Raw genomic sequence first — 19426 nt, forward strand, 5'->3', positions numbered from 1 at the left:
GGTTTATTCAAGTGTTTCGCTCTGTTTATTAGCGCAATTCGAGCCTTCTTAAAAAGCGTCCAATCCGCTCAAGCGCTTCTTCTAAGTGGGTTAGCGAAGTTGCATAAGAGCAACGAATATGCCCTTCTCCGCCCTCACCAAACACAGAACCTGGCACAACAGCGACACGTTCTTCCTTTAATAAGGCTTCCGCAAATTCTTCTGACGTAAACCCTGTATGGGCAATCGATGGAAATGCATAAAGGGCGCCGTCTGGATGATGGCACGGCAAACCAATTTCTTTCGCTGTTTTCACAAAGAAGTTGCGTCTTTGTTGATAAGACAGCTTCATCCGTTCTACATCATCCATTCCGTGTTGCAACGCTTCAAGCGCTCCGTATTGGGCCATTGTTGGCGCACACATAAGGCTGTATTGGTGGATTTTCAACATCGCTCCTAAAAGATCAGGAGGGGCTAGGGCAAAACCGACGCGCCAGCCTGTCATCGCAAATGCTTTGGAAAACCCATTAATGACAATTGTTTGCTCTTTCATGCCAGGAAGGGTCGCAAAGCAAACATGCTCTTTGTCGTAGGCTAGTTCGGCATAAATTTCGTCAGAAAAAACAAACAGGTTGTGCTTGCGGACGATGGCGGCAATATCCTCTAAACACTTTTTGCTAATCGAGGATCCGGTTGGGTTATTTGGGTAACAAATCATGATTGCTTTTGTTTTATCGGTAACAGCTGCTTCAATATCAGCAGGCCGCACTTCAAAATTTGTTTCAGCCGATGTCCCAACCGGCACAGGAACGCCGCCTGCCATTGTGACAAGGGGCGCATAAGAAACAAAAGTCGGCTCAACGATAATCACTTCGTCTCCTTCATTTAAAATCGCCCGCATGCCAAGGTCAATCGCTTCGCTAGCTCCTACTGTGACCAAAATTTCTGTATCAGGATTGTATGAAACGGCAAATCTTGTTTCCATGTAATGCGAAATCGCCTCGCGCAACTCAATTAAACCGGCATTCGCTGAATATGCCGTATATCCTCGCTCAAGAGAGAAAATGCTTTCTTCTCTAATATTCCATGGCGTCACAAAATCCGGTTCACCGACACCTAATGAAATCACATTCTCCATTTGCGAAGCTAAATCGAAAAAGCGGCGGATGCCTGAAGGCTTGATTTCTGAAACACGGTCTGATAAGCGGGAATAGGAAGTCATCGCTACTTTCTCCATTATGGGCTCACCACGATTCGTTTGTCAGACTCTGGCTCTTTAAAAATTACGCCATCATGTTTATATGTTTTTAATTGAAAATGGGTCGTCGTTGATAAGACGGAATCAATCGTCGATAGGCGTTCTGACACAAAACGGGCTGTTTCTTGCATCGTCTTGCCTTCGATCACGACAGACAAGTCGTATGCGCCAGACATTAAATACAGTGCTTTCACTTCTGGAAAACGGTAAATTCGCTCGGCAACTTCATCAAAACCAACGCCCCTTTTTGGAGCGACCTTCACATCGATTGTCGCTGTAACGGTTTCTTTGGCAGGCAATTTCGTCCAGTCAACAACTGCCGAATAGCTAAGGATGACATTTTTATCTTCTAGCTCTTTTACATATTGATCAACTTCTTCGCTAGTCAAATCAACCATTTTTGCAATTTTGTTTGATTCCAGACGTCCATTCGCTTCAATAATCTGTAAAATTTCATAAGCTTTTTGGTCTAACATGGACGCTCTCCCCCCATCGTTTGTTCTTTCTTGCAGCATTTTTGTATTCCTAATGATACCACACAAGCAGCTAAATTGGTCTAATGAAAAATGAAGGAAAAACGCCTGCCTTCCTTGTATCTATAGAAAAAAGCCGCACATTGATATGCAGCTTTTTCTCATTTAAAATACTTGCTTTAATGAACCTTTGTCTTCAGATAGCCATTTGCGCATGACTTCTTTCGTTCCTTCCAAATCATGCAATGCCGCTTGCCCACATTCTTTTTCCGTAGCCGCAGGAACGGTTTCAATTGACAGCGAATACGTCATTGTCTTTTCAAGAACATCGATGATTTCTTCGACAGACGGGGTTCCGCTCATTATTAAGTAATAGCCGGTTTGACACCCCATTGGCGAAATATCGATGACATCAAAATGGTCATATTCCTCTGAAAAACGGCGAATGTTAATAGCAAGCAAATGTTCTAACGTATGAATCACGCCAGGTTTTAGCGCTTCTTTATTAGGCTGGCAAAACCGAATGTCAAACTTGTTCACTTCGCCGTCACTGCCAATCTTGTGTTTCCCACAATGGCGGACATACGGGGCCTTTACAATCGTATGGTCAAGTTCAAAACTTTCTACTGAAGGCATCGTACCCACTCCTTTTGCATTTCCTTTTAGTATATAGGATAATGAGTCGTCCTGTCGAAGTGTTTGTTTATGATTTTAAAAGAGCGGGTATAAATCAATGGGTTGTTTCATGTCTGGAGGGAGAATATGGACTTGCGTTTTGCTCGTTTATTTACAAAGAAATTGATTGCCCAATTAAAAAGCGACCCTATTCCTGATTTAGCGGCTACGCTTGCTTTTTATTTTATTTTATCGATTTTTCCACTGATGATTTTTGTGCTCGCCGGTGTATCCTTTTTTGAAATTAACAATGACGAAGTGCAAAACTTAATTAATGCCTATTTTCCTGGTGAAATTGGTGACACGTTCAGCCGAATTGTCCTAAATACGATTGGCGAACCACAAGCGGGCTTGCTGTCAATTGGGATTTTAGGCACGCTCTGGTCTGCTTCAAACGGCATCAATGCTTTTATTCGTTCAGTGAATCGTGCTTACAACATTGAAGAGACGAGGCATTTTTTAAAGCTCCGCAGCATTGCAATTGGATTGACTGTTGGTATGGTGTTGCTTATTATCATCACACTCGCGCTTCCCGTATTCGGAAATCAAATTTTAAACCTTCTTGAGGCGTTTTTGCTCCTTCCGACCGAGGTTGTTGCTATGCTCGATAATTTCCGTTGGATTGCGGCATTTGCGATCATGATTGTCGCTCTTATGGCGTTATACTGGATTGCGCCTAACGCCAAGCAGCGTTTTCGCGATGGGCTAATAGGCGCTATTTTTGCCACAATTGGCTGGCAGTTAATTTCTTTTTTCTTTTCCCTATATGTCAGCAATTACGCCAATTACGAAAGCACATACGGCCCATTGGCAGGCGTCATCATTCTCATGTTTTGGTTTTTCCTGACTGGGATTATCCTCATTGTCGGCGCGGAAATAAACGCGACATTGCATCATTTGCGAAAAAAAAGCGCTTAAAACGTATAGAAACTCACTATGTGGGTATGATGGTAGCAGAACTTACCAATTAGTCATTTGAGGAGTGGTATGATGAATAAAACAGAATTGATTAATGCCCTTGCTGAACGCACCCAGCTTTCAAAAAAAGATGCATCGGCTGCCGTTAACAGCATGTTTGATTTAATTTCTGAGTCACTTGGCAAAGGTGAAAGTGTCCAGCTAATTGGCTTCGGCAACTTTGAGGTCCGCGAGCGGGCAGCAAGAAAAGGACGCAACCCGCAAACAGGCGAAGAAATCGATATTGCTGCTACAAAAACGCCTGCATTTAAAGCAGGCAAACAATTAAAAGACGCTGTAAAATAACAAAACGCAAGCGCTCCCTGCGAACGCTTGCGTTTTTTTCGTTCCGATTCTTTCCTATAAGATCATTGCTGCGATCCAACCGAAAATAAACAGCGGAACAGTAAAGTGAAGAAAAGTCGGGACACATGTATCCCAAATATGGTTGTGTTGGCCGTCGGCATTCAAGCCTGCCGTAGGGCCAAGCGTTGAATCAGATGCAGGCGCTCCTGCATCCCCAATTGCCCCTGCTGCACCAATGAGCGAAATAATCGCCATGGTCGATAAGCCTAGCTCCATTCCAAGGGGCACAAATAAAACGGCAATGATCGGGATGGTCGAAAACGATGAACCAATGCCTAAAGTAATGACTAGCCCAACAGCAAACATGGCCGCTACCGCAATTGCTTTATTGCCTCCAATCGTAGCAACGACGTCGGCCACGAGCGTTTCTACGTGTCCAGTTTCCCTGATTACATCAGCAAAACCAGCCGCGGCTAGCATGACAAAGCCGATAAAAGCCATCATTTTCATCCCATCGGTAATCATATCGTCCGCTATGCGAAATTGCACAGCTCTTGTGGCCAACAATACAAAAATGCCAGACAACGCAGCTGGTATCATCGAGTCGTTGTATGCCCACTGCACAGCAACTGTAACGACTACTGCTGCTCCAGCAGCAGTCAGTGTCCACTTTGTATAAGGTTGCTGTTCTTCAGCGTGCTCAAACCCAGCAAGTGGTTCGTTATGATACGCTCTGTTTTTGCGATAACTTACAAATACGGCAAGCACCAAACCAAGTACAGAACTTGCCGTCGGCAACAGCATCGCTTCAGGGATCATCGCCATATCAATGACAAGCCCACTTTGTGCCATATTGTCGGCAATGATCCGATGAAAAAGTTGGCCGAACCCATAAGGGAGAAGCATATACGGAGCAGTGAGGCCAAAAGTAAGAATACAAGCAATTAAACGCCTGTCTACTTGTAGCTGATTTAAGATGGTCAAAATCGGCGGAATTAAAATGGGAATAAAAGCAATGTGGATCGGTATAAGATTTTGTGACATACACGCAACAATAGTCAACATTAAAAAAAGCAACATTTTTGTCAACGTCTGCTGCCTGCTCTCTCCTTTTCGTTCCATCCACTGCTGGAGTTTGCTAATCAAAAAGTCTGGTAACCCTGTTTTAGCTAGCGCAATCGCAAATCCACCCAACAGAGCGTAACTAAAAGCAATTTCTGCATTGCCTCCTAATCCAGCCGTAAAAACTTCGATAGTTGTGTTAAAACTTAGCCCGCCGACAAGCCCGCCGACAATAGCCGAAATCGCTAAAGCCAACACGACATGCACACGTAGCAAACTCAAAAGCAACATTAAGCCAACCGCCACGACAACAGCATTCATACATACCCATTCCTTTATCTTATTAAATCATTAAACAACGAAAACATTTACTACGTTACCACGGCTGTTTTTTTCTGTCAACCATTGCCGTGCTGCCAAAGATTAAAACGCCTCCCATTGATCAGCAAACATATAAATAGGCAAAATAAAAAACGCTAAAGGCATAACCTTTAGCGTTTCATTAAAAAGCAATAATTTTTGTAAACGATAATGATTTGTTGCGGCGCCCTTTTAATTGGTAAGAAATAGTGTCGCCTGCTTGAACAGACAATTTTACTGGTTCCGTAAAGGATGCATCATTTGTAGCAAAAAGCGTATGGGTGCCTGCTGGAACTTCAATCGTCATTTTTTGTTTTCGTTTTAATGCACCGACAAAATGGTCGTTAAGAAAAACACGGCATTTTCGCCCCATGGTGCCAAGTTCGCGCGTACGCTTTATTTCGACATAGGCCGTTTCAATCATTTTGTTCTCCTTCCTCGTCCAGAAACAATCTGCTCACACGAATCCTTACTCCGTATTATAATCTTATTTCCCCATGCGTACAAGAACAAAAAATGGGAAACGAAAGTAAGTTATGCTTCGCTTAACGACTCCACATAATGGGCTAATGTCCGCGCCATCACACCTGTGGCTCCTGCTGGACCAATGTTGGTTGCTTTGTTTAAATAACCCGTTCCAGCAATGTCGAGATGGACCCACGGCGTTTTTTCAGCAAAGGCACCGATAAACAACCCAGCTGTTATGCTTGCACCTGGGCGTCCAGGTGAATTGTTTAAGTCGGCGATATCGCTCGATTCTAACAGCTTTTTATACCCTTTTCCACTTGGAAACCGCCAAATTGGCTCTCCAGCTTTGTCGCCTGCTGCTTTCACCGCCTCCATGAGCGCATCATCGTTAGCGACTGCCCCAGTCGTTTCGTGGCCAAGAGCCACCACACAAGCGCCTGTTAACGTCGCTACATCGATAAGCCGTTTGGCGCCAAGCTGTTTCGCATACGTAATCCCATCTGCTAAAACCAAACGCCCTTCGGCGTCTGCATTGCGCATTTCGATTGTTTTGCCGCTTAGTGAACAGATGACATCACCCGGCTTCATTGCGGAGCCATTAATTAAATTTTCACTTGATGGGATGACGGCTAAGACATTGACTTTCGGTTTCATATCACCAATAATCGCCATCGCCCCAAGCACTGCTGCCGCTCCGCCCATATCGTTTTTCATTTCATGCATGCTGGCAGGAGGTTTTAACGAATAGCCACCAGAATCAAACGTAATTCCTTTTCCGACAAGCCCTGTTACATCGTCGCTTTCAGGATTGCCATCGTATCGGATAATGATCATTTTTGGCGGTTGATCGCTTCCATTAGCGACAGCTAATAGCGCCCCCATTCCAAAGCGTTCCATATCCTCTCGCTCAAGAACATTGAACGAAAAGCCGTATTTTTTAGCAAGCGCCTCAGATTCATTGGCCAAGTCGCTTGGCGTTAAGAGGTTGCCTGGCATGTTCACGAGCTTGCGCGCCAAATTTGTCCCCTTTCCATATGTATATCCTCGATCAGCATAAAAGGTGAGCCCTTCTCTGTTGCTATAAAGCGTCACTTTTGCAAGGCTTCTAATCGGTTCATTGCTCTTTTCTTTATACGTCTGTTTATCGTAGCTGCCAAGAGCAAGGCCTTCTCCAATTCCGAAGGCAGCGTCTTCCGGCGAAACAGCCTCTGTCACAAAGCTATCTAGCAACACGCCTGCTGTTTCTACACGTTCTTTTTTTAGTTGCTTTCCTACATGGCCGAGATATTCCCGCAACTCGTCTGCCCCGAATCCATCCTCTTCCCCTAAGTAGACCGCATAAATACGTTTAGCTGCAATCAAACTAAGCGTAGGAATGGTAAGAATACCGCCGCTTTGCTTTGGGAATATGGTTTGCTTTTTTAACTCTCCTAGCTGTCCTGCCAATGCCTCGTCTAGCGCCTTCACTATACCGCTAAAAGGCTTTTTCTTCCATATACCGACAACGAGCACTTCTTCAGACGAAGCCGTTGTCCATTGATCTGTTAGATAAAACATGCAATTCCCTCCTCACTGCCAGTATACCATAGCGACTAAAATCCCTTACAAAAAATCAATATCCCGTCAAGGAAATCGCTATGAACGTATGTTATACTATACGAATTAAAGAGGCTTATCAGCGAAAGGAAGAGAACATGGAAATTTTGGATAATTTCCCGCTTTGGGCGGCATTTATGGCAATTATTATTGCGCAAGCGATTAAGATTCCACTCGCCTTCTTTGCTACAAAAAAACTTGATTTTTCATTGTTCACAAGCACAGGTGGGATGCCTAGCTCTCATTCAGCGGCTGTTACCGCCTTGTCTACTGCCGTAGCGATAGAGCATGGGTTGGACTCTTCCCTTTTTGCCGTATCTGCTGTCCTCGGCATTATTGTTATGTTCGATGCTACAGGCGTTAGGCGCCACGCAGGCTACCATGCCACTGTGTTAAACCAGCTCGTGCAAGATTTCAACAAGCTTGTTGAAGAAATTAAAACGTGGCCTAAAAAAGAAAACGAACAAAAACTAAAAGAGTTACTTGGCCATCAGCCAATTGAAGTATTTTTCGGCGCGTTGCTGGGAATTATCCTCGCGTTGCTATTGCATACATGGTTCATAGGTTAAACGCAAACGGACAGGCTTTTGAACAGCCTGTCCGTGCCATTATGTGCGACTACGAAACACATGTATAGACGCATCGCTATTTAAATCATCAAGCTCTTTTTGCGTCAATTCGCCGCTTCCTTTTTTAATCATGTACACGTCAAGCTCTTGTTTCCCCCACTCGTTATAAACATCCGAAACGGTAGGATAATATAAATCAATGTGTTTCCCCTTTATAGCCGATCCTGTATCTGCCACTACCCCATACCCGTAACCTGGTACAAATAAAATAGAGCCAATCGGAAACACAGCAGGATCGGCAGCAATCGTGGAATACGTATTACGCTCCACCGGCAATCCAGAAAAAGTAATGCCATAAGCAGGATCGCCAGGCGCCTTCCCAGTTGACTCGACTCCTGCCGTATAGCCCGTGGCAGTTACTCTTGTCCGTTCATAAAGACTGGTATCCAATTCCTCTTCCACCATTTTGTAAACGGGTACTGTTACACCTGGAATTGTCTTTGCTTGGACAGCAGTGCGTTTTTCGACGTTCGGTAGAGAATGAAAATGAAAAACGGTTAAATTCGTAAAGATATGAACAGTTGTGAGCAAGGCAGCCATAAACAAAACGACCATTACCCCGCGAAACATCCATTTTCTTAAGTGGGTTGATTTAAGCATTCGTCACACTCCTCTTTCTACAGCATTGCCAGCAAAAGAGAGAATATGCACAAAAAAACAGGCTAAAATCACGCCTGTTTGCTTAAAACATTTGATAGCCCGCTTTGCGGAGCAGTTTCATAATAATCCCCGAAGCAACGGCACCTAAAAAGCCGCTAGTCAAAATAATCAAGTCTGCTAGATGAAGAGACACGACTTTTTCAAACAAAGCCGCAAATGCTTGTCCTGGAGCAGCGATATATTGGCGATAAGGCTCTTCATTAACAATCAGCAACACCACAATCGGATAAAGAAACGCCATAATCCATGTTAACCGCAGCACCATATTAAGCAAAAAACCGATACCCGCAAACAAAACAAAAAACAGCAAAATCGATACGATCAGTTGCAGTATATGGATTTCATTCATGTAAGCGCCCTCCTACAAAACTTAGTGTACTAAAAAAGCTTCCTGTTGTCGACAAAGTTGAAACGATTGAAAGCCTGTCAGACGAGCCGTAGCAAACGATCATACGAACGTCAGCCGCAAACACTATAACAAGTCGGCATCAATCTGAGCTTCTGAACATAGAAAAGGGACGAATTTTGGCTAAGCAAAATTCGTCCCGCTTCGCTTATTAAAAAGGAAATTTGCCTTTTTTCAACGTTAGGAGTGGGCCGCCAAGAATAAAGAGTGCCCGGTTATCAATCATTTTTTTCATAAAGTTTGCTGTGCCGCCGTAAATTTTGCGGGAGCCAACAACGCCAATTGCTTGCTTTCCGCCAAGAGAAGCGACAGTCCCTTTATTGTCAAACTTGAAGGTTTCAAGGTCCGTGCTCCCCTTGTTCAAGGCAATTAAGTTATTCGCGCACGTTTTCGCCATTTGCATCGCGATTTGCGCAGTTGGCGGATATGGCCTGTTAATTTCTTCATTAATGATAAGTGCACAGTCGCCAATAATGAAAACATCATCATGGCCTGGAGCACGCAAGTCAGGATTGACTTTGACACGGCCGCGCATTGCTTCAAATCCTGATTTCTCAATAACAGGGTTTCCGCGTACACCAGTCGCCCAAACAACCGTTTCCGCTTTAATTTCTTCCCCTTCGCCGACAATGACACCAGAAGCAGTGACTTCTTTAATCGGTGTGTTGATTTTAAACTCAACGCCGCGGCTTTCTAACAAGTTCATAGCGTATTCAACCAGTTCTGGATCGAAGCCAGGCAACGCAGTTGGTGCTGCTTCAACGACAAACAACCTTACTTTTTCACGAGGCACATCATACGTTTTGCAAAGCTCAGGCACACGCTCTGAAAGTTCGCCAATAAACTCGATTCCTGTAAATCCTGCACCTGCAACCACAAATGTGAGTAACCCTTCATGCTTGTCCTCTACATTGTTATAGTTAGCAAATTGGGCATCAATATGGTCTTTGACTTGGCGCGCTCCGTTAAGCGTCCATTTTGTGAAAGCATGCTCGTGTACGCCAGGAATGCCAAACGTCTCAGCTGTTGCTCCTAGCGCTAGCACTAAGTAGTCATATTCAAGCTCGCCCTCTTTTAACATGACTTTCTTTTCGTCGGTTTTTACTTCCAACACTTCATCTTGCACAAAATTGACCCGACTTGTGTTTAAAACATCGGCGATCTTGACCCGTGTCCGGTCAGGCTCAAGCGTTCCCGCAGCCGGTTCGTGGAGCCAAGTTGTTTGGTAGTGGTAATCATGTTTGTTTACAAGGGTAATGGATGCATCATTTGGCCCTAACTTCTTTGACAGCGTAACCGCTGTATTCATGCCGCCATATCCTGCCCCAGCGATTACAATTCTTGCCTTGTTCACTCTCATCACTTCCGCTTTCGTTAAATATTTTGGTGTTTGTGATTCATTTCACTTTCTCTTTCAGATAATGCCCATTTTCAATAATTCGCCACAATCTCTAACACTTTAATCATATTCGTTTTTTGTTCAAATTTCAACTCCCCTATAAAAAAAAGTAACCACTATTTCTATCATGTTTCTTTCCATCGACAAAAACGGATAGGTGCAAGGAAAAACAGACCTGTCCTTTGTATTTGCCTGAAAGTGCATGTATAATGAGAAAGGATTTCATTTTCACTTGGGGGTGGAGGTTTTGCAAGAACAGAAAGACATGTTTGATCTAACTATTATCGGTGGCGGTCCTGCTGGATTATTCGCTGCCTTTTATGCAGGAATGCGCAAAATGAAAGTAAAAGTGATCGAAAGCATGCCTCAACTTGGCGGACAGCTTTCGGCCCTTTATCCTGATAAATACATTTACGATGTTGCTGGATTTCCAAAAGTAAAAGCGCAGGACTTGGTTGATCAACTGACTGCCCAAGCGCAACAGTTTCAGCCAGAAATTGTTTTAGAAGAAGCGGTGCAAACGCTTGAAAAGCAAGAAGATGAAACGTTTGTGTTGACTACTGATGCCAATATCCATTATACAAAAGCGGTATTGATTACAGCCGGAGCTGGCGCATTCGCCCCGCGTAAACTCCAAGTCGAAAAAGCTGACTTCTACGAAGACAAAAACATCCATTATTTTATTCGCGACTTAAGTGCTTTTACAGGCAAACGTGTTGTCGTTATTGGCGGCGGCGATTCAGCTGTTGACTGGGCGCTCATGCTTGAGCCAATTGCCAAAGAAGTGACGCTCGTCCATCGCCGTGACGCCTTCCGCGCCCACGAGCACAGCGTCGATTTGCTTAAAAAATCGTCTGTACGAATTTTGACGCCCTATGAAACGGCAGAACTTCATGGCGACGAAAACGGCGTCACTGCGGTAACCTTTTCAGAAGTGAAAGGAGATCAGACAGAAACGATTGCTGTTGATGATGTGATCGTAAACTTTGGCTTCGTGTCCACGCTAGGACCAATTAAAGAGTGGGGGCTTGAAATCCGCAAAAATGCGATTCCAGTTAACACCAAAATGGAGACAAACATTCCTGGCGTTTATGCCGCTGGCGACGTCAGCACGTATGACGGCAAAATTAAATTAATTGCTACCGGTTTTGGCGAAGCGCCTACCGCTGTCAACAATGCGAAAGTATACATTGACCCGACGGCTCGCGCATTCCCGGGACATTCAACAAGCCTGTTTTAAAACATACAAGAAGCCAGTTTCGGCGGAAACGCCCAGACTGGCTTCTTTTCATTTTTACGTTTTCTGTTAGGCCCTCGCCAAAGCCATCTACTCTTTAGCGACGATTTCAACAAGCGGATGATCTTTTTCTAATTTAGAAATTTCACAGAACGCGTCCACATACCCTTTTTCATCGACAAGGGCTCGCAGCTCCTCGCTTTCTGGATCTCCTTCCGCATAAAAGTGAAGGGCATCAAAAATCGTTTCTGCCAAAGACTCAGGATGAAGCCCTTTTTCAGCTAAATACTTCGCAGGTTTAACGAGGCGATCTGCTGGTCCCAGCTTACGGATAGGGCCGCGGCCAACTCGTTCAACCAAGTCTTCAAGATGAGGGTTTTGAAAACGGAGAAGAATTTTGTCGATATAATCTTCATGGGCTTCGGCATCAAACTGGTATTCCTCTACAAGCATCGCTTTCGTTTCATTAAGAGCACCGCGGACACGGTGTTTAATATAATCATCCGCCAAAGCCTCTTTAATCGTTTTCTTCCCTTTGCGATAGCCAACATAAGCAGCAACCGCGTGCCCAGTGTTAACTGTGAATAACTTGCGCTCAATGTATGGAGCTAGATCCTCAACAAGCACTGCTTTGCCGAGTTGAACAGCATCTCCTTTCAGAGCAGGCTTTTCGACGACCCACTCAAAAAAAGGTTCTACTGTGACATGAAGAATATCATCTGATTGGACATTCGGCACAATCCGATCGACAGCAGCATCAGCGAAGCCAGCATCCTTCAACAAGGCTGTCGTTTCTTCTTCAGAAAGATGGGACAAAACGTCTTTTTTCAATTGAGAAGTCGCCCGGATTGCATTTTCACAGGCAATCATGTTGACTGGCTTACTTGCAGTCCGTTGTTTTAACCCTTGTGCAATCGTCTTAGCAATATAGGGCAAAACAGTCGGTCCTACAGCAGTTGTAACGATATCCGCTTCGGCAATTGCGTCAATCGCTTCTTTTTCATTTGTTTTGCTGTTAATTCCACGCACATTTGTAACCGTCTCAGTCTCTTTTCTTTCGCCCGCAACCGTTACTTTGTACTCATTCCGCTCGTTCAGGGCATCAATGATTTTCTCATTGACATCAACAAACGTTACTTCATAACCTGCATCGACCAGTAATGCGCCAATAAAACCACGGCCAATGTTGCCTGCGCCAAAATGAACAGCCTTCATCATTCTGTTACTCCTGAAAAAAAGTCAAGTACGTCTTCAGCTGTTTTCACTTGGAGAAGCGCTCTGACATTGTCCTCTTCCGAGCACGCAATCGCTATTTTGGAAAGGATCTCTAAATGCTCATCTCCTTTGCCAGCAATGCCGATGACAAGCTGCACAGGGTTGCCATTCCAGTCAATTTCATGGTCTAGCAATAAAATCGATAAGCCAGACTGTTTAACATCCTCTCGGGCATCCTCTGTCCCATGGGGAATAGCAAGCAAGTTCCCCATATAAGTAGACGTCAATTCTTCACGGGCAAACATTTTGTCAATGTACTGTTCATTCACATAGCCTTGGTCAGCCAGCACTTGTCCGGCAAGTTTGATCGCTTCTTCTTTCGAGCCCACGCTCGCACCAATTTTAATGTTCTCTGCTTTTAAAATGCTCATGATTGGTCCACTCCTTCATTTATATACGATATCATAAACTCGCGACACTTTTGTTCAAGAAACTGTGTAATTTCGCGTTCTCTCCCTTGATAGAAAAGTGCCGTTTCGTCATCTGATCCAATCAGCAAAATGCTAACAAAACTCATAAACGCAAGCTCCTGTTCTGCTAAAGCTTCAGGGGCAAGCATAAGAATCGCTCGTTTAATGCGTTCATTGCCATCAGCCATTGAAGCAACTTGCGCTTCTGTTTTTAGATCCAAAAAGACAAACACAGGCCGCTTAATCTCGTTTAAACGAGTATGGAACAAGGCCAACCCTGTACCAGGAATGCCAATCCCACCTAGCCGCTCCCTCGCAAGCAGCGCATCATACACTTGTTTGGCCTCGGATAACGCCCCTTCTTCTTCAAGAATGTCGCAATAAACACGAATCCCTGCAAGAAGTTCATCCACAGCAACAAGACGAACAGACTGTAAAAAAGAGTCGATAAAGGATGCCATCCGTTTAATGTCTGCAAATGAGCGCTTTTCTTCCACGTTTGTGCGAATAGTCGGCGCCGCCGTGATCGTTTGCTCATTTAAAAGCTCATCGATATTTGCTTTAATTAAACTTGCCTCGTCAGCAGTTAACATCGGGCTGACACGGAGCGCTTGCCTGTTATTCGTCTCCACCTTGACGGTTGAAATGAACAAATCAAAGTTGGCAGGGTCATATTTGTCCAAATCAAACAAAGAGGCGTTTGTAATAGAGGAAATTTCGGGAAATTCTTGTCTAATACGGCTCGCCAACATTTTGGCCGAACCAATTCCGCTTGAACATACAACCAATGCGGATAAAGACACGGATCGTTTGCGCCGCTCAAGGGCAGCCCCGAAATGCAACGTTAAAAAACCAATTTCTGCTTCAGGCAGCTTAAGGGGTGCGAACGCCTTACTTGCTTGTTTAGCTGTTACGGCAAACAGAGCAGCATAATCGGCTTTGACTTTTTCAAGCAGCGGGTTATGGATCTTCATTCCTTGCCTCACCCGGTAGAGAGCAGGTTTCAGATGAGCGAGCAACCCTTGGAATAAGGACGGTTCAGCTAAAGAGACAGACAAATCCTGTTCCATTCCGGCAATAAACTGCTTTAATCTGCCTGCCAATTCTGCATTGGACTGCTCAAACGGCTCGCCTTGTATATGCCCAATTCTCGCGCCACGCAAATGCATGACTAAATAGCCAATTTCTGCTTCAGGAATCGTTATTTGGAACGTTTGCGCAAGCGCTTCGGCTAACTCCTGTGCAACCGGCAGGCTATCTTCCTTATGCAATGCTTCAAGCTGGCCCGCGTCCATTCTAATTTGTTCGCCTTGCTTAATTCGTTCAATCGCTAAAGTGGCATGGACGACAAGAGCAATAAAAGATTGGTCAGCCATGTCATCAAAATGTTTTTCTTTCACACGTTGTATCGTCGACTGGACAAGGCGGATTGTTTCTAAGTCAACAAAATGCAAAAGACGGCTAGCGACTTCATTTTGCATTTGGCCTGAATAGACGGCTTCATAAAATGCTTCCTCCGTGAGGTTTTCCGATAAAATGGCCGACATCGCTTGGCGAATATTCGTTTCCGTGCCTTTTACAGCAATGCCGTAGCCCCGTTTACGGATCAATTTAATGCCAAACTGTTCCAGCCATTCGGCCGCCTTTGTCAAGTCACTGCCAACAGTGGCAGGCGTGACGTTCAACTCTTTAGCAAGAGCGAACAGCTTAACTGGTTCATTGGCATCTAGAAGCAGGGCCAATAGTAACCCTACACGTTCATCGCTCGTGAAATCACCGGCATTGATCGTTTGTAGCTTCTCCTTTAACGCTAGCTTATACGTAGACGCCCCTTCTAATACAAGAAAATGGCCTCTGTGTAATGAGAGCTGATGATTCGCGGCCACTTTCGCTAAACTTGGCAAATCTCGTTGTATCGTGCGTACACTAACAGAGGCCACATCAGCTAGCTCTTGCAATGTCAATCCTTGCTCGTTAGCAAGCAAAGCCTGGAGCAAGACGCGCTCTCTTGCCGTCATATGCACACTCATCCCCCCTTCCCTATTAAATAAATAGACAACATCCCCTTAAAGGGGATGTCGTTTTATTTTAGACGCTCCACAAGCTCGTCATAGCGGGGACTGCTTAAGAAGTTCTCTACGGATAGATGTTCAGCATCAGGCTGTTTTTGTTTCGCTCGTTCTGTCAAGTCTTTATGGGTGATGACAAGATCCGCGTCTGCTGGAATGTTGCTAACGGCTGTATTCGATACATGGATACCCGTAATGCCCGCTTTTTTAAACTTGTCTTTTAAAAGTGAAGCGCCCATTGCGCTAGAACCCATACCTGCATCGCAAGCAAACACAATTTTTTCAATTGGCTTGTCTGTAGGCTGTTGTTCCTCTTGTGCGTGTGCTTCTTGCAGCTTCTCAATGATTTCTTGGTAGCGAGGGCTGTTCATAAAGTTGTCAACCGATACATGGAGCGCATTCGGTTGTTTTTGTTTGGCCCGCTCCGTTAAATCTTTGTGTGTAATGATCAGGTCTGCGCTATCCGGTATGTTGCTGATGGCTGTATTGGCCACCGAGATGCCTTCAAGCCCTGCTTTTTTAACGCGGTCTTTCATAATCGAAGCGCCCATCGCACTTGATCCCATTCCTGCGTCACAAGCAAAAATAATCGATGATACCTTTCCATAGTCGACCCCAGCTGTCTTTTCCGGCTCAGCCGCAGCGGTCGTTTTCCCCTTCATTTCTTTGATTTTCCCTTGTGCTTCCTCTAAATTCTCTTCCTCGCCTTTGCGGTCAAACTTGAGGATCATGGATGCGACAACAAACGAAATCGCCGTTGCGACAAGAACGCTTAAAATGACGCCCACATAACTATCCGACGCTGTAAGCAATAAAATCGAAATAATGCTTCCAGGAGACGGAACGCTCACCAATCCAGCATTAAACAGCGACAAAGTGAAAATACCGCCTGCTCCGCCAAGAATAGCTGCTACGATCAACAATGGCTTCATCAGCACGTACGGGAAGTAAATTTCGTGGATGCCGCCAAAGAAGTGGATAATTCCTGCTCCATAAGAGGAGGCACGTGACGCACCTTTCCCAAAAATCATATAAGCAAGAAGAATACCCATCCCTGGGCCAGGGTTAGCTTCAAGCAAGTAAAGGATCGACTTGCCGTACTCAGCGACTTGCCCAGCAGCAATTGGGCCGATGACGCCGTGGTTAATCGCATTATTTAAAAACAAAATTTTAGCTGGTTCGATAAAAATCGAAACGAGCGGCAAGACGCCCCAGCTAATCATAGCGTCAACGCCTGTTTCTAATACTTGTGTAAAGGCAGCGACCAGCGGTCCGATCGCTAAAGAGCCAAATAAAGCTAAAGCGGCACCAAGAATCCCGGCAGAAAAGTTATTGACAAGCATTTCAAAACCTTGCTTGATTTTCCCTTCCATTACTTGGTCAAACTTTTTAATGACATATCCACCAAGAGGCCCCATAATCATTGCCCCGATAAACATTGGCATATCCGCTGCAACGATGACACCCATCGCTGCGGTGGCGCCAACAACACCGCCCCTAAAATCATGGACGAGACGTCCGCCGGCAAAAGCGATTAACAGCGGCAACAAATAGGTGATCATCGGGCTAACAAAACTTTCGAACAACTCAATGCCAGACGGCACGGCAATTGCTGTAAGCAAGCCCCATGCGATAAAAGCGCCGATATTTGGCATGATCATGCTGCTTAAATTGCTGCCAAATTTTTGTACTCGAGAACGGATGCTCCCTTTTTCAGCCATTCTATTTCCTCCTTTAGAATGATAATCATAAAAATGGATGAGTGCTATCTCTCGAGCTTCATCTTAATCGCCTTTAGCATCTCCTTCAATAAAAGAAAAATGCAATTTCGTCGTTTTTGTCGCGACAAGATTATATTTGTTGGCCTTATTTATAATGGAAGAAACAAGTTTCTTGATTGTTCGTCCGTTTATCTCCATACTAACAAAGGACGTATACTTTCAGGAGGAATGATAGATGAAAAAGCAACTGTTTCCTTACATTGGGCTTGCTGCTGCTGCCTTGCTTAGCGCTTGCCAAGGAGGAGAGCCGGCTGAAGAAAACGCGAGCGACGAGAACCAAGCATGGGATGCAATCGAAGAAAAGGGAACGATCGTCGTTGCCACTGCAGGGACTTTATTCCCGACGTCCTACCATGATGACGATAATGAACTGACAGGGTTTGAAGTCGAACTTGTTAAAGAAGTAGCTGATCTCCTCGGTGTCGATGTGACATTTGAAGAAATAGGCGTCGAAACGATGACACAAGCGCTAAACAGCGGACGGGTGCACCTTGCTGCCAACAGTTTAGCCATTACCGAGGAACGGCAAAAGAACTTTGACTTCTCGTTGCCATATAAGTTTTCTTACGGAAGTGCGATTGTACGTGCCGATGATTTATCTGGCATTGAAACATTAGAAGACCTAGATGGAAAAATTGCCCTAGGAGCGCCAACAACGACGTATATGCAAAAAGCGGAATCGTATGGTGCAGAGCCTTTGTTCTTTGACAATGTCACCAATGACGTTTACTTACGTGCAGTTGAAACAGGGCAAGGAGATGTGATTTTAAATGACTTTTACTTGCAGTCTATTACAGTTGAGGCGATGCCAGACATAGACGTCGTTGTCCACCCAACGCTCTTTTACGACCCGAGTGAACAAGCCTTTATGATGGCAAAAGGGGAGACCCGTCTGAAAGAGGCAGTCGACGAAGCGCTTGAGCAGCTCCTTGCTGATGGCACTGCCAGTGAGTTGTCCAAACAGTTTTTTAACGGCCAGGATGTCACAACATTGCCTGATGATATTGAATTTCAATAGGATGTTGGCAGATGCGTTCATTTGATCTAAACCTTGCCATTGAATCCTTTCCGTTTATTTTAAAAGGCTTGCAATATACGCTTTTTGTGGCTGTAATTAGCATGGCCATTGCACTCGTGTTCGGGTTTATACTAGCGCTTGGACGTATGTCAAAACAAGCATATGTTCGCATACCGTGTATGCTGTTTATTTCTTTCAACCGTGGTGTGCCGATTTTGCTCTTATTGTTTTTACTATATGCCGCTTTGCCGGAATTTGGGTTTCAGCTAAGCGCAGTAGCTGCAGCTATTGTAGGCTTCAGCCTGAATACGTCTGCGTACGTCGCTGAAGTGAACCGCTCCGCCTTGGCTGCCGTTGACCGTGGACAACATGAAGCAGCCGCTTCCCTAGGGTTGTCAAAAACAAAAGCCATGCAGCATATTATTTTGCCACAGGCGGTCCGTATTGCATTGCCGCCGCTTAGCAATATTTTTTTAAGCCTGGTTAAAATGACGTCAATCGCGTCCACGATTGCTTTGCCTGAGCTCATGTACCAAGCTCGGATCGTCGGCGGCAGGGAATTTAATTATTTTACCGTTCTAATCGTTGCTGCCTTGATTTATTGGGGTATTTGTTCACTGTTGTCTCTGTTGCAACGCTACTTAGAAAAACGGTTTAATCGTTATATTGAAACTTAAAAAGCGGGCGGCAGAGAGATTCTGCCGCCCGTTTAGACTGTACATATCGTTCTATTCAATCTTCCCAAACGTATTTCAGTTTAAAGGAAGCCCCAGACAAACGCTCGTCTTTGCTGACAACGTTTTTTTAACAATCTTCCGGCGTTCCTGCATTAGCAGCTGTACGGAAAGATGCGCCGCAGCCGCAGTTGGCAATCGCATTTGGATTATCGAGTGTAAAGCCGCCGCCCATCATGTTTTGTTTATAGTCGATCACCAATCCTTTTACGATTGGCTCGCTTTCTTTGTCGATCAAGACGTCGATGCCATTGACATGGATTTTCGTATCTTCTTCGTCTTGCTCATTGTCGAAACCCATTGCGTAGGAAAGGCCCGAACAGCCGCCCCCTTTTACGCCAATCCGAAGCATGAGGGACGCATCGCCTTCCTCTTTTTTCATTGCTTCGATTTGGCTTGCAGCCGAATCCGTAAGAGTAATCATTCCACATGCCTCCCTTCTTTATTCTTACAGTATAGAGGGTTTTGTAAGAAGACTCAAGTTTTCGGAAACGAACGCTTCGATTCCATTTCTAACAAGTAATTATGAATTAAGTCAATTTCTTTGCTATATGTTAACACAATAGGATGTGACATGCCGTACTGCTTTGCTGCGATGAGCATTTTAGCCCTTAGGCTCTCTAGCCTTTCTAGACAAGCCTCATATGTTAAACGCAATACGACCACCCCACTAT

21 protein-coding genes are annotated in these 19426 nt (G+C 44.8%); 6 read left to right on the forward strand and 15 right to left on the reverse strand.

Translation table 11 applies throughout. The features are described 5' to 3' along the window. Positions 1 to 28: 28 nt before the first annotated feature. From V5G21_RS03090 to V5G21_RS03100, 3 genes are all read right to left on the reverse strand, one after another. Positions 29 to 1216: an aminotransferase gene (locus tag V5G21_RS03090; protein ID WP_372513837.1), complete on the reverse strand. Its 1188-nt coding sequence runs from the start codon at positions 1214 to 1216 to the stop codon at positions 29 to 31. Next, a complete protein-coding gene (locus tag V5G21_RS03095; protein WP_011247756.1) occupies positions 1216 to 1713 on the reverse strand; it encodes an Lrp/AsnC family transcriptional regulator in 498 nt (165 codons plus the stop codon). The genes V5G21_RS03090 and V5G21_RS03095 overlap by 1 nt, the downstream gene beginning before the upstream one ends. Positions 1714 to 1875: 162 nt before the next feature. Further along, positions 1876 to 2346, reverse strand: coding sequence for an S-ribosylhomocysteine lyase (locus V5G21_RS03100; RefSeq protein WP_011247757.1), 471 nt, complete (start codon positions 2344 to 2346; stop codon positions 1876 to 1878). Between the two features lie 126 nt (positions 2347 to 2472). Between V5G21_RS03100 and V5G21_RS03105 the strand changes: the two genes are divergently transcribed. Beyond that, positions 2473 to 3303: a YihY/virulence factor BrkB family protein gene (locus tag V5G21_RS03105; protein WP_011247758.1), complete on the forward strand. Its 831-nt coding sequence runs from the start codon at positions 2473 to 2475 to the stop codon at positions 3301 to 3303. 72 nt (positions 3304 to 3375) lie between these two features. Beyond that, positions 3376 to 3648 carry an HU family DNA-binding protein gene (locus V5G21_RS03110; RefSeq protein WP_011247759.1) on the forward strand — a complete coding sequence of 91 codons (273 nt, stop codon included), beginning with the start codon at positions 3376 to 3378 and terminating at the stop codon, positions 3646 to 3648. 54 nt (positions 3649 to 3702) lie between these two features. Here the strand turns inward: V5G21_RS03110 and V5G21_RS03115 are convergent, their stop codons facing one another. The 3 genes from V5G21_RS03115 to V5G21_RS03125 all read right to left on the reverse strand — a co-directional run bounded on the left by V5G21_RS03115 (position 3703) and on the right by V5G21_RS03125 (position 7095). Next, on the reverse strand, positions 3703 to 5031 hold the full coding sequence (locus V5G21_RS03115) for a Na+/H+ antiporter family protein (RefSeq protein WP_011247760.1): 1329 nt from the start codon (positions 5029 to 5031) through the stop codon (positions 3703 to 3705). 181 nt (positions 5032 to 5212) lie between these two features. Next, positions 5213 to 5494 carry a hypothetical protein gene (locus tag V5G21_RS03120; RefSeq protein WP_011247761.1) on the reverse strand — a complete coding sequence of 94 codons (282 nt, stop codon included), beginning with the start codon at positions 5492 to 5494 and terminating at the stop codon, positions 5213 to 5215. Positions 5495 to 5604: 110 nt separating this feature from the next. Continuing rightward, positions 5605 to 7095 carry a leucyl aminopeptidase gene (locus V5G21_RS03125; RefSeq protein ID WP_011247762.1) on the reverse strand — a complete coding sequence of 497 codons (1491 nt, stop codon included), beginning with the start codon at positions 7093 to 7095 and terminating at the stop codon, positions 5605 to 5607. Between the two features lie 137 nt (positions 7096 to 7232). On the opposite strand from V5G21_RS03125, the gene V5G21_RS03130 reads away from it, so the two are divergent. Then, positions 7233 to 7703, forward strand: a complete 471-nt coding sequence (locus V5G21_RS03130; protein WP_011247763.1) for a divergent PAP2 family protein — start codon at positions 7233 to 7235, stop codon at positions 7701 to 7703. A gap of 39 nt (positions 7704 to 7742) precedes the next feature. Here the strand turns inward: V5G21_RS03130 and V5G21_RS03135 are convergent, their stop codons facing one another. From V5G21_RS03135 to V5G21_RS03145, 3 genes are all read right to left on the reverse strand, one after another. Beyond that, on the reverse strand, positions 7743 to 8363 hold the full coding sequence (locus V5G21_RS03135) for a 3D domain-containing protein (protein WP_011247764.1): 621 nt from the start codon (positions 8361 to 8363) through the stop codon (positions 7743 to 7745). An 82-nt stretch (positions 8364 to 8445) separates the two neighbouring features. Further along, positions 8446 to 8772 (reverse strand): YuiB family protein, encoded by a 327-nt coding sequence (locus tag V5G21_RS03140; protein WP_011247765.1) that lies wholly within the window; start codon positions 8770 to 8772, stop codon positions 8446 to 8448. Positions 8773 to 8980: 208 nt separating this feature from the next. Continuing rightward, on the reverse strand, positions 8981 to 10189 hold the full coding sequence (locus V5G21_RS03145; protein WP_035202694.1) for an NAD(P)/FAD-dependent oxidoreductase: 1209 nt from the start codon (positions 10187 to 10189) through the stop codon (positions 8981 to 8983). 241 nt (positions 10190 to 10430) lie between these two features. On the opposite strand from V5G21_RS03145, the gene V5G21_RS03150 reads away from it, so the two are divergent. Then, positions 10431 to 11468 (forward strand): NAD(P)/FAD-dependent oxidoreductase, encoded by a 1038-nt coding sequence (locus V5G21_RS03150; RefSeq protein ID WP_170969634.1) that lies wholly within the window; start codon positions 10431 to 10433, stop codon positions 11466 to 11468. An 87-nt stretch (positions 11469 to 11555) separates the two neighbouring features. Here V5G21_RS03150 and V5G21_RS03155 read toward each other — a convergent pair whose 3' ends face one another. The 4 genes from V5G21_RS03155 to V5G21_RS03170 form a co-directional block, all read right to left on the reverse strand. Continuing rightward, positions 11556 to 12680, reverse strand: coding sequence for a mannitol-1-phosphate 5-dehydrogenase (locus V5G21_RS03155; protein WP_011247768.1), 1125 nt, complete (start codon positions 12678 to 12680; stop codon positions 11556 to 11558). Beyond that, positions 12680 to 13111: a PTS sugar transporter subunit IIA gene (locus tag V5G21_RS03160; RefSeq protein ID WP_011247769.1), complete on the reverse strand. Its 432-nt coding sequence runs from the start codon at positions 13109 to 13111 to the stop codon at positions 12680 to 12682. The genes V5G21_RS03155 and V5G21_RS03160 overlap by 1 nt, the downstream gene beginning before the upstream one ends. Next, on the reverse strand, positions 13108 to 15168 hold the full coding sequence (locus V5G21_RS03165) for a BglG family transcription antiterminator (RefSeq protein WP_249413789.1): 2061 nt from the start codon (positions 15166 to 15168) through the stop codon (positions 13108 to 13110). Before V5G21_RS03165 ends, V5G21_RS03160 begins: the two co-directional genes overlap by 4 nt. A 65-nt stretch (positions 15169 to 15233) precedes the next feature. Beyond that, positions 15234 to 16940: a PTS mannitol-specific transporter subunit IIBC gene (locus tag V5G21_RS03170; RefSeq protein ID WP_011247771.1), complete on the reverse strand. Its 1707-nt coding sequence runs from the start codon at positions 16938 to 16940 to the stop codon at positions 15234 to 15236. A gap of 235 nt (positions 16941 to 17175) precedes the next feature. Between V5G21_RS03170 and V5G21_RS03175 the strand changes: the two genes are divergently transcribed. Both V5G21_RS03175 and V5G21_RS03180 read left to right on the forward strand, forming a co-directional pair. After that, a complete protein-coding gene (locus V5G21_RS03175; RefSeq protein ID WP_011247772.1) occupies positions 17176 to 18018 on the forward strand; it encodes a transporter substrate-binding domain-containing protein in 843 nt (280 codons plus the stop codon). Between the two features lie 11 nt (positions 18019 to 18029). Further along, positions 18030 to 18695: an amino acid ABC transporter permease gene (locus V5G21_RS03180; protein ID WP_011247773.1), complete on the forward strand. Its 666-nt coding sequence runs from the start codon at positions 18030 to 18032 to the stop codon at positions 18693 to 18695. A gap of 127 nt (positions 18696 to 18822) precedes the next feature. Here V5G21_RS03180 and V5G21_RS03185 read toward each other — a convergent pair whose 3' ends face one another. Then, entirely contained in the window at positions 18823 to 19176 is a 354-nt protein-coding gene (locus tag V5G21_RS03185; protein ID WP_011247774.1) for a HesB/IscA family protein, read from the reverse strand. A gap of 53 nt (positions 19177 to 19229) precedes the next feature. Then, positions 19230 to 19355, reverse strand: a complete 126-nt coding sequence (locus tag V5G21_RS03190; RefSeq protein ID WP_073304685.1) for a hypothetical protein — start codon at positions 19353 to 19355, stop codon at positions 19230 to 19232. Positions 19356 to 19426 lie beyond the last annotated feature (71 nt).

The sequence above is a fragment of the Shouchella rhizosphaerae genome (assembly GCF_036700015.1).
GTDB lineage: Bacteria > Bacillota > Bacilli > Bacillales > Bacillaceae_D > Shouchella > Shouchella rhizosphaerae.

Bases quoted from the DNA above. Each gene is read 5' to 3' on its own strand.
- V5G21_RS03090 (WP_372513837.1), bottom strand. From the start codon at position 1,216: ATGGAGAAAGTAGCGATGACTTCCTATTCCCGCTTATCAGACCGTGTT.
- V5G21_RS03095 (WP_011247756.1), bottom strand. From the start codon at position 1,713: ATGTTAGACCAAAAAGCTTATGAAATTTTACAGATTATTGAAGCGAAT.
- V5G21_RS03100 (WP_011247757.1), bottom strand. From the start codon at position 2,346: ATGCCTTCAGTAGAAAGTTTTGAACTTGACCATACGATTGTAAAGGCC.
- V5G21_RS03105 (WP_011247758.1), top strand. From the start codon at position 2,473: ATGGACTTGCGTTTTGCTCGTTTATTTACAAAGAAATTGATTGCCCAA.
- V5G21_RS03110 (WP_011247759.1), top strand. From the start codon at position 3,376: ATGAATAAAACAGAATTGATTAATGCCCTTGCTGAACGCACCCAGCTT.
- V5G21_RS03115 (WP_011247760.1), bottom strand. From the start codon at position 5,031: ATGAATGCTGTTGTCGTGGCGGTTGGCTTAATGTTGCTTTTGAGTTTG.
- V5G21_RS03120 (WP_011247761.1), bottom strand. From the start codon at position 5,494: ATGATTGAAACGGCCTATGTCGAAATAAAGCGTACGCGCGAACTTGGC.
- V5G21_RS03125 (WP_011247762.1), bottom strand. From the start codon at position 7,095: ATGTTTTATCTAACAGATCAATGGACAACGGCTTCGTCTGAAGAAGTG.
- V5G21_RS03130 (WP_011247763.1), top strand. From the start codon at position 7,233: ATGGAAATTTTGGATAATTTCCCGCTTTGGGCGGCATTTATGGCAATT.
- V5G21_RS03135 (WP_011247764.1), bottom strand. From the start codon at position 8,363: ATGCTTAAATCAACCCACTTAAGAAAATGGATGTTTCGCGGGGTAATG.
- V5G21_RS03140 (WP_011247765.1), bottom strand. From the start codon at position 8,772: ATGAATGAAATCCATATACTGCAACTGATCGTATCGATTTTGCTGTTT.
- V5G21_RS03145 (WP_035202694.1), bottom strand. From the start codon at position 10,189: ATGAGAGTGAACAAGGCAAGAATTGTAATCGCTGGGGCAGGATATGGC.
- V5G21_RS03150 (WP_170969634.1), top strand. From the start codon at position 10,431: ATGTATAATGAGAAAGGATTTCATTTTCACTTGGGGGTGGAGGTTTTG.
- V5G21_RS03155 (WP_011247768.1), bottom strand. From the start codon at position 12,680: ATGAAGGCTGTTCATTTTGGCGCAGGCAACATTGGCCGTGGTTTTATT.
- V5G21_RS03160 (WP_011247769.1), bottom strand. From the start codon at position 13,111: ATGAGCATTTTAAAAGCAGAGAACATTAAAATTGGTGCGAGCGTGGGC.
- V5G21_RS03165 (WP_249413789.1), bottom strand. From the start codon at position 15,168: ATGACGGCAAGAGAGCGCGTCTTGCTCCAGGCTTTGCTTGCTAACGAG.
- V5G21_RS03170 (WP_011247771.1), bottom strand. From the start codon at position 16,940: ATGGCTGAAAAAGGGAGCATCCGTTCTCGAGTACAAAAATTTGGCAGC.
- V5G21_RS03175 (WP_011247772.1), top strand. From the start codon at position 17,176: ATGAAAAAGCAACTGTTTCCTTACATTGGGCTTGCTGCTGCTGCCTTG.
- V5G21_RS03180 (WP_011247773.1), top strand. From the start codon at position 18,030: ATGCGTTCATTTGATCTAAACCTTGCCATTGAATCCTTTCCGTTTATT.
- V5G21_RS03185 (WP_011247774.1), bottom strand. From the start codon at position 19,176: ATGATTACTCTTACGGATTCGGCTGCAAGCCAAATCGAAGCAATGAAA.
- V5G21_RS03190 (WP_073304685.1), bottom strand. From the start codon at position 19,355: ATGCTCATCGCAGCAAAGCAGTACGGCATGTCACATCCTATTGTGTTA.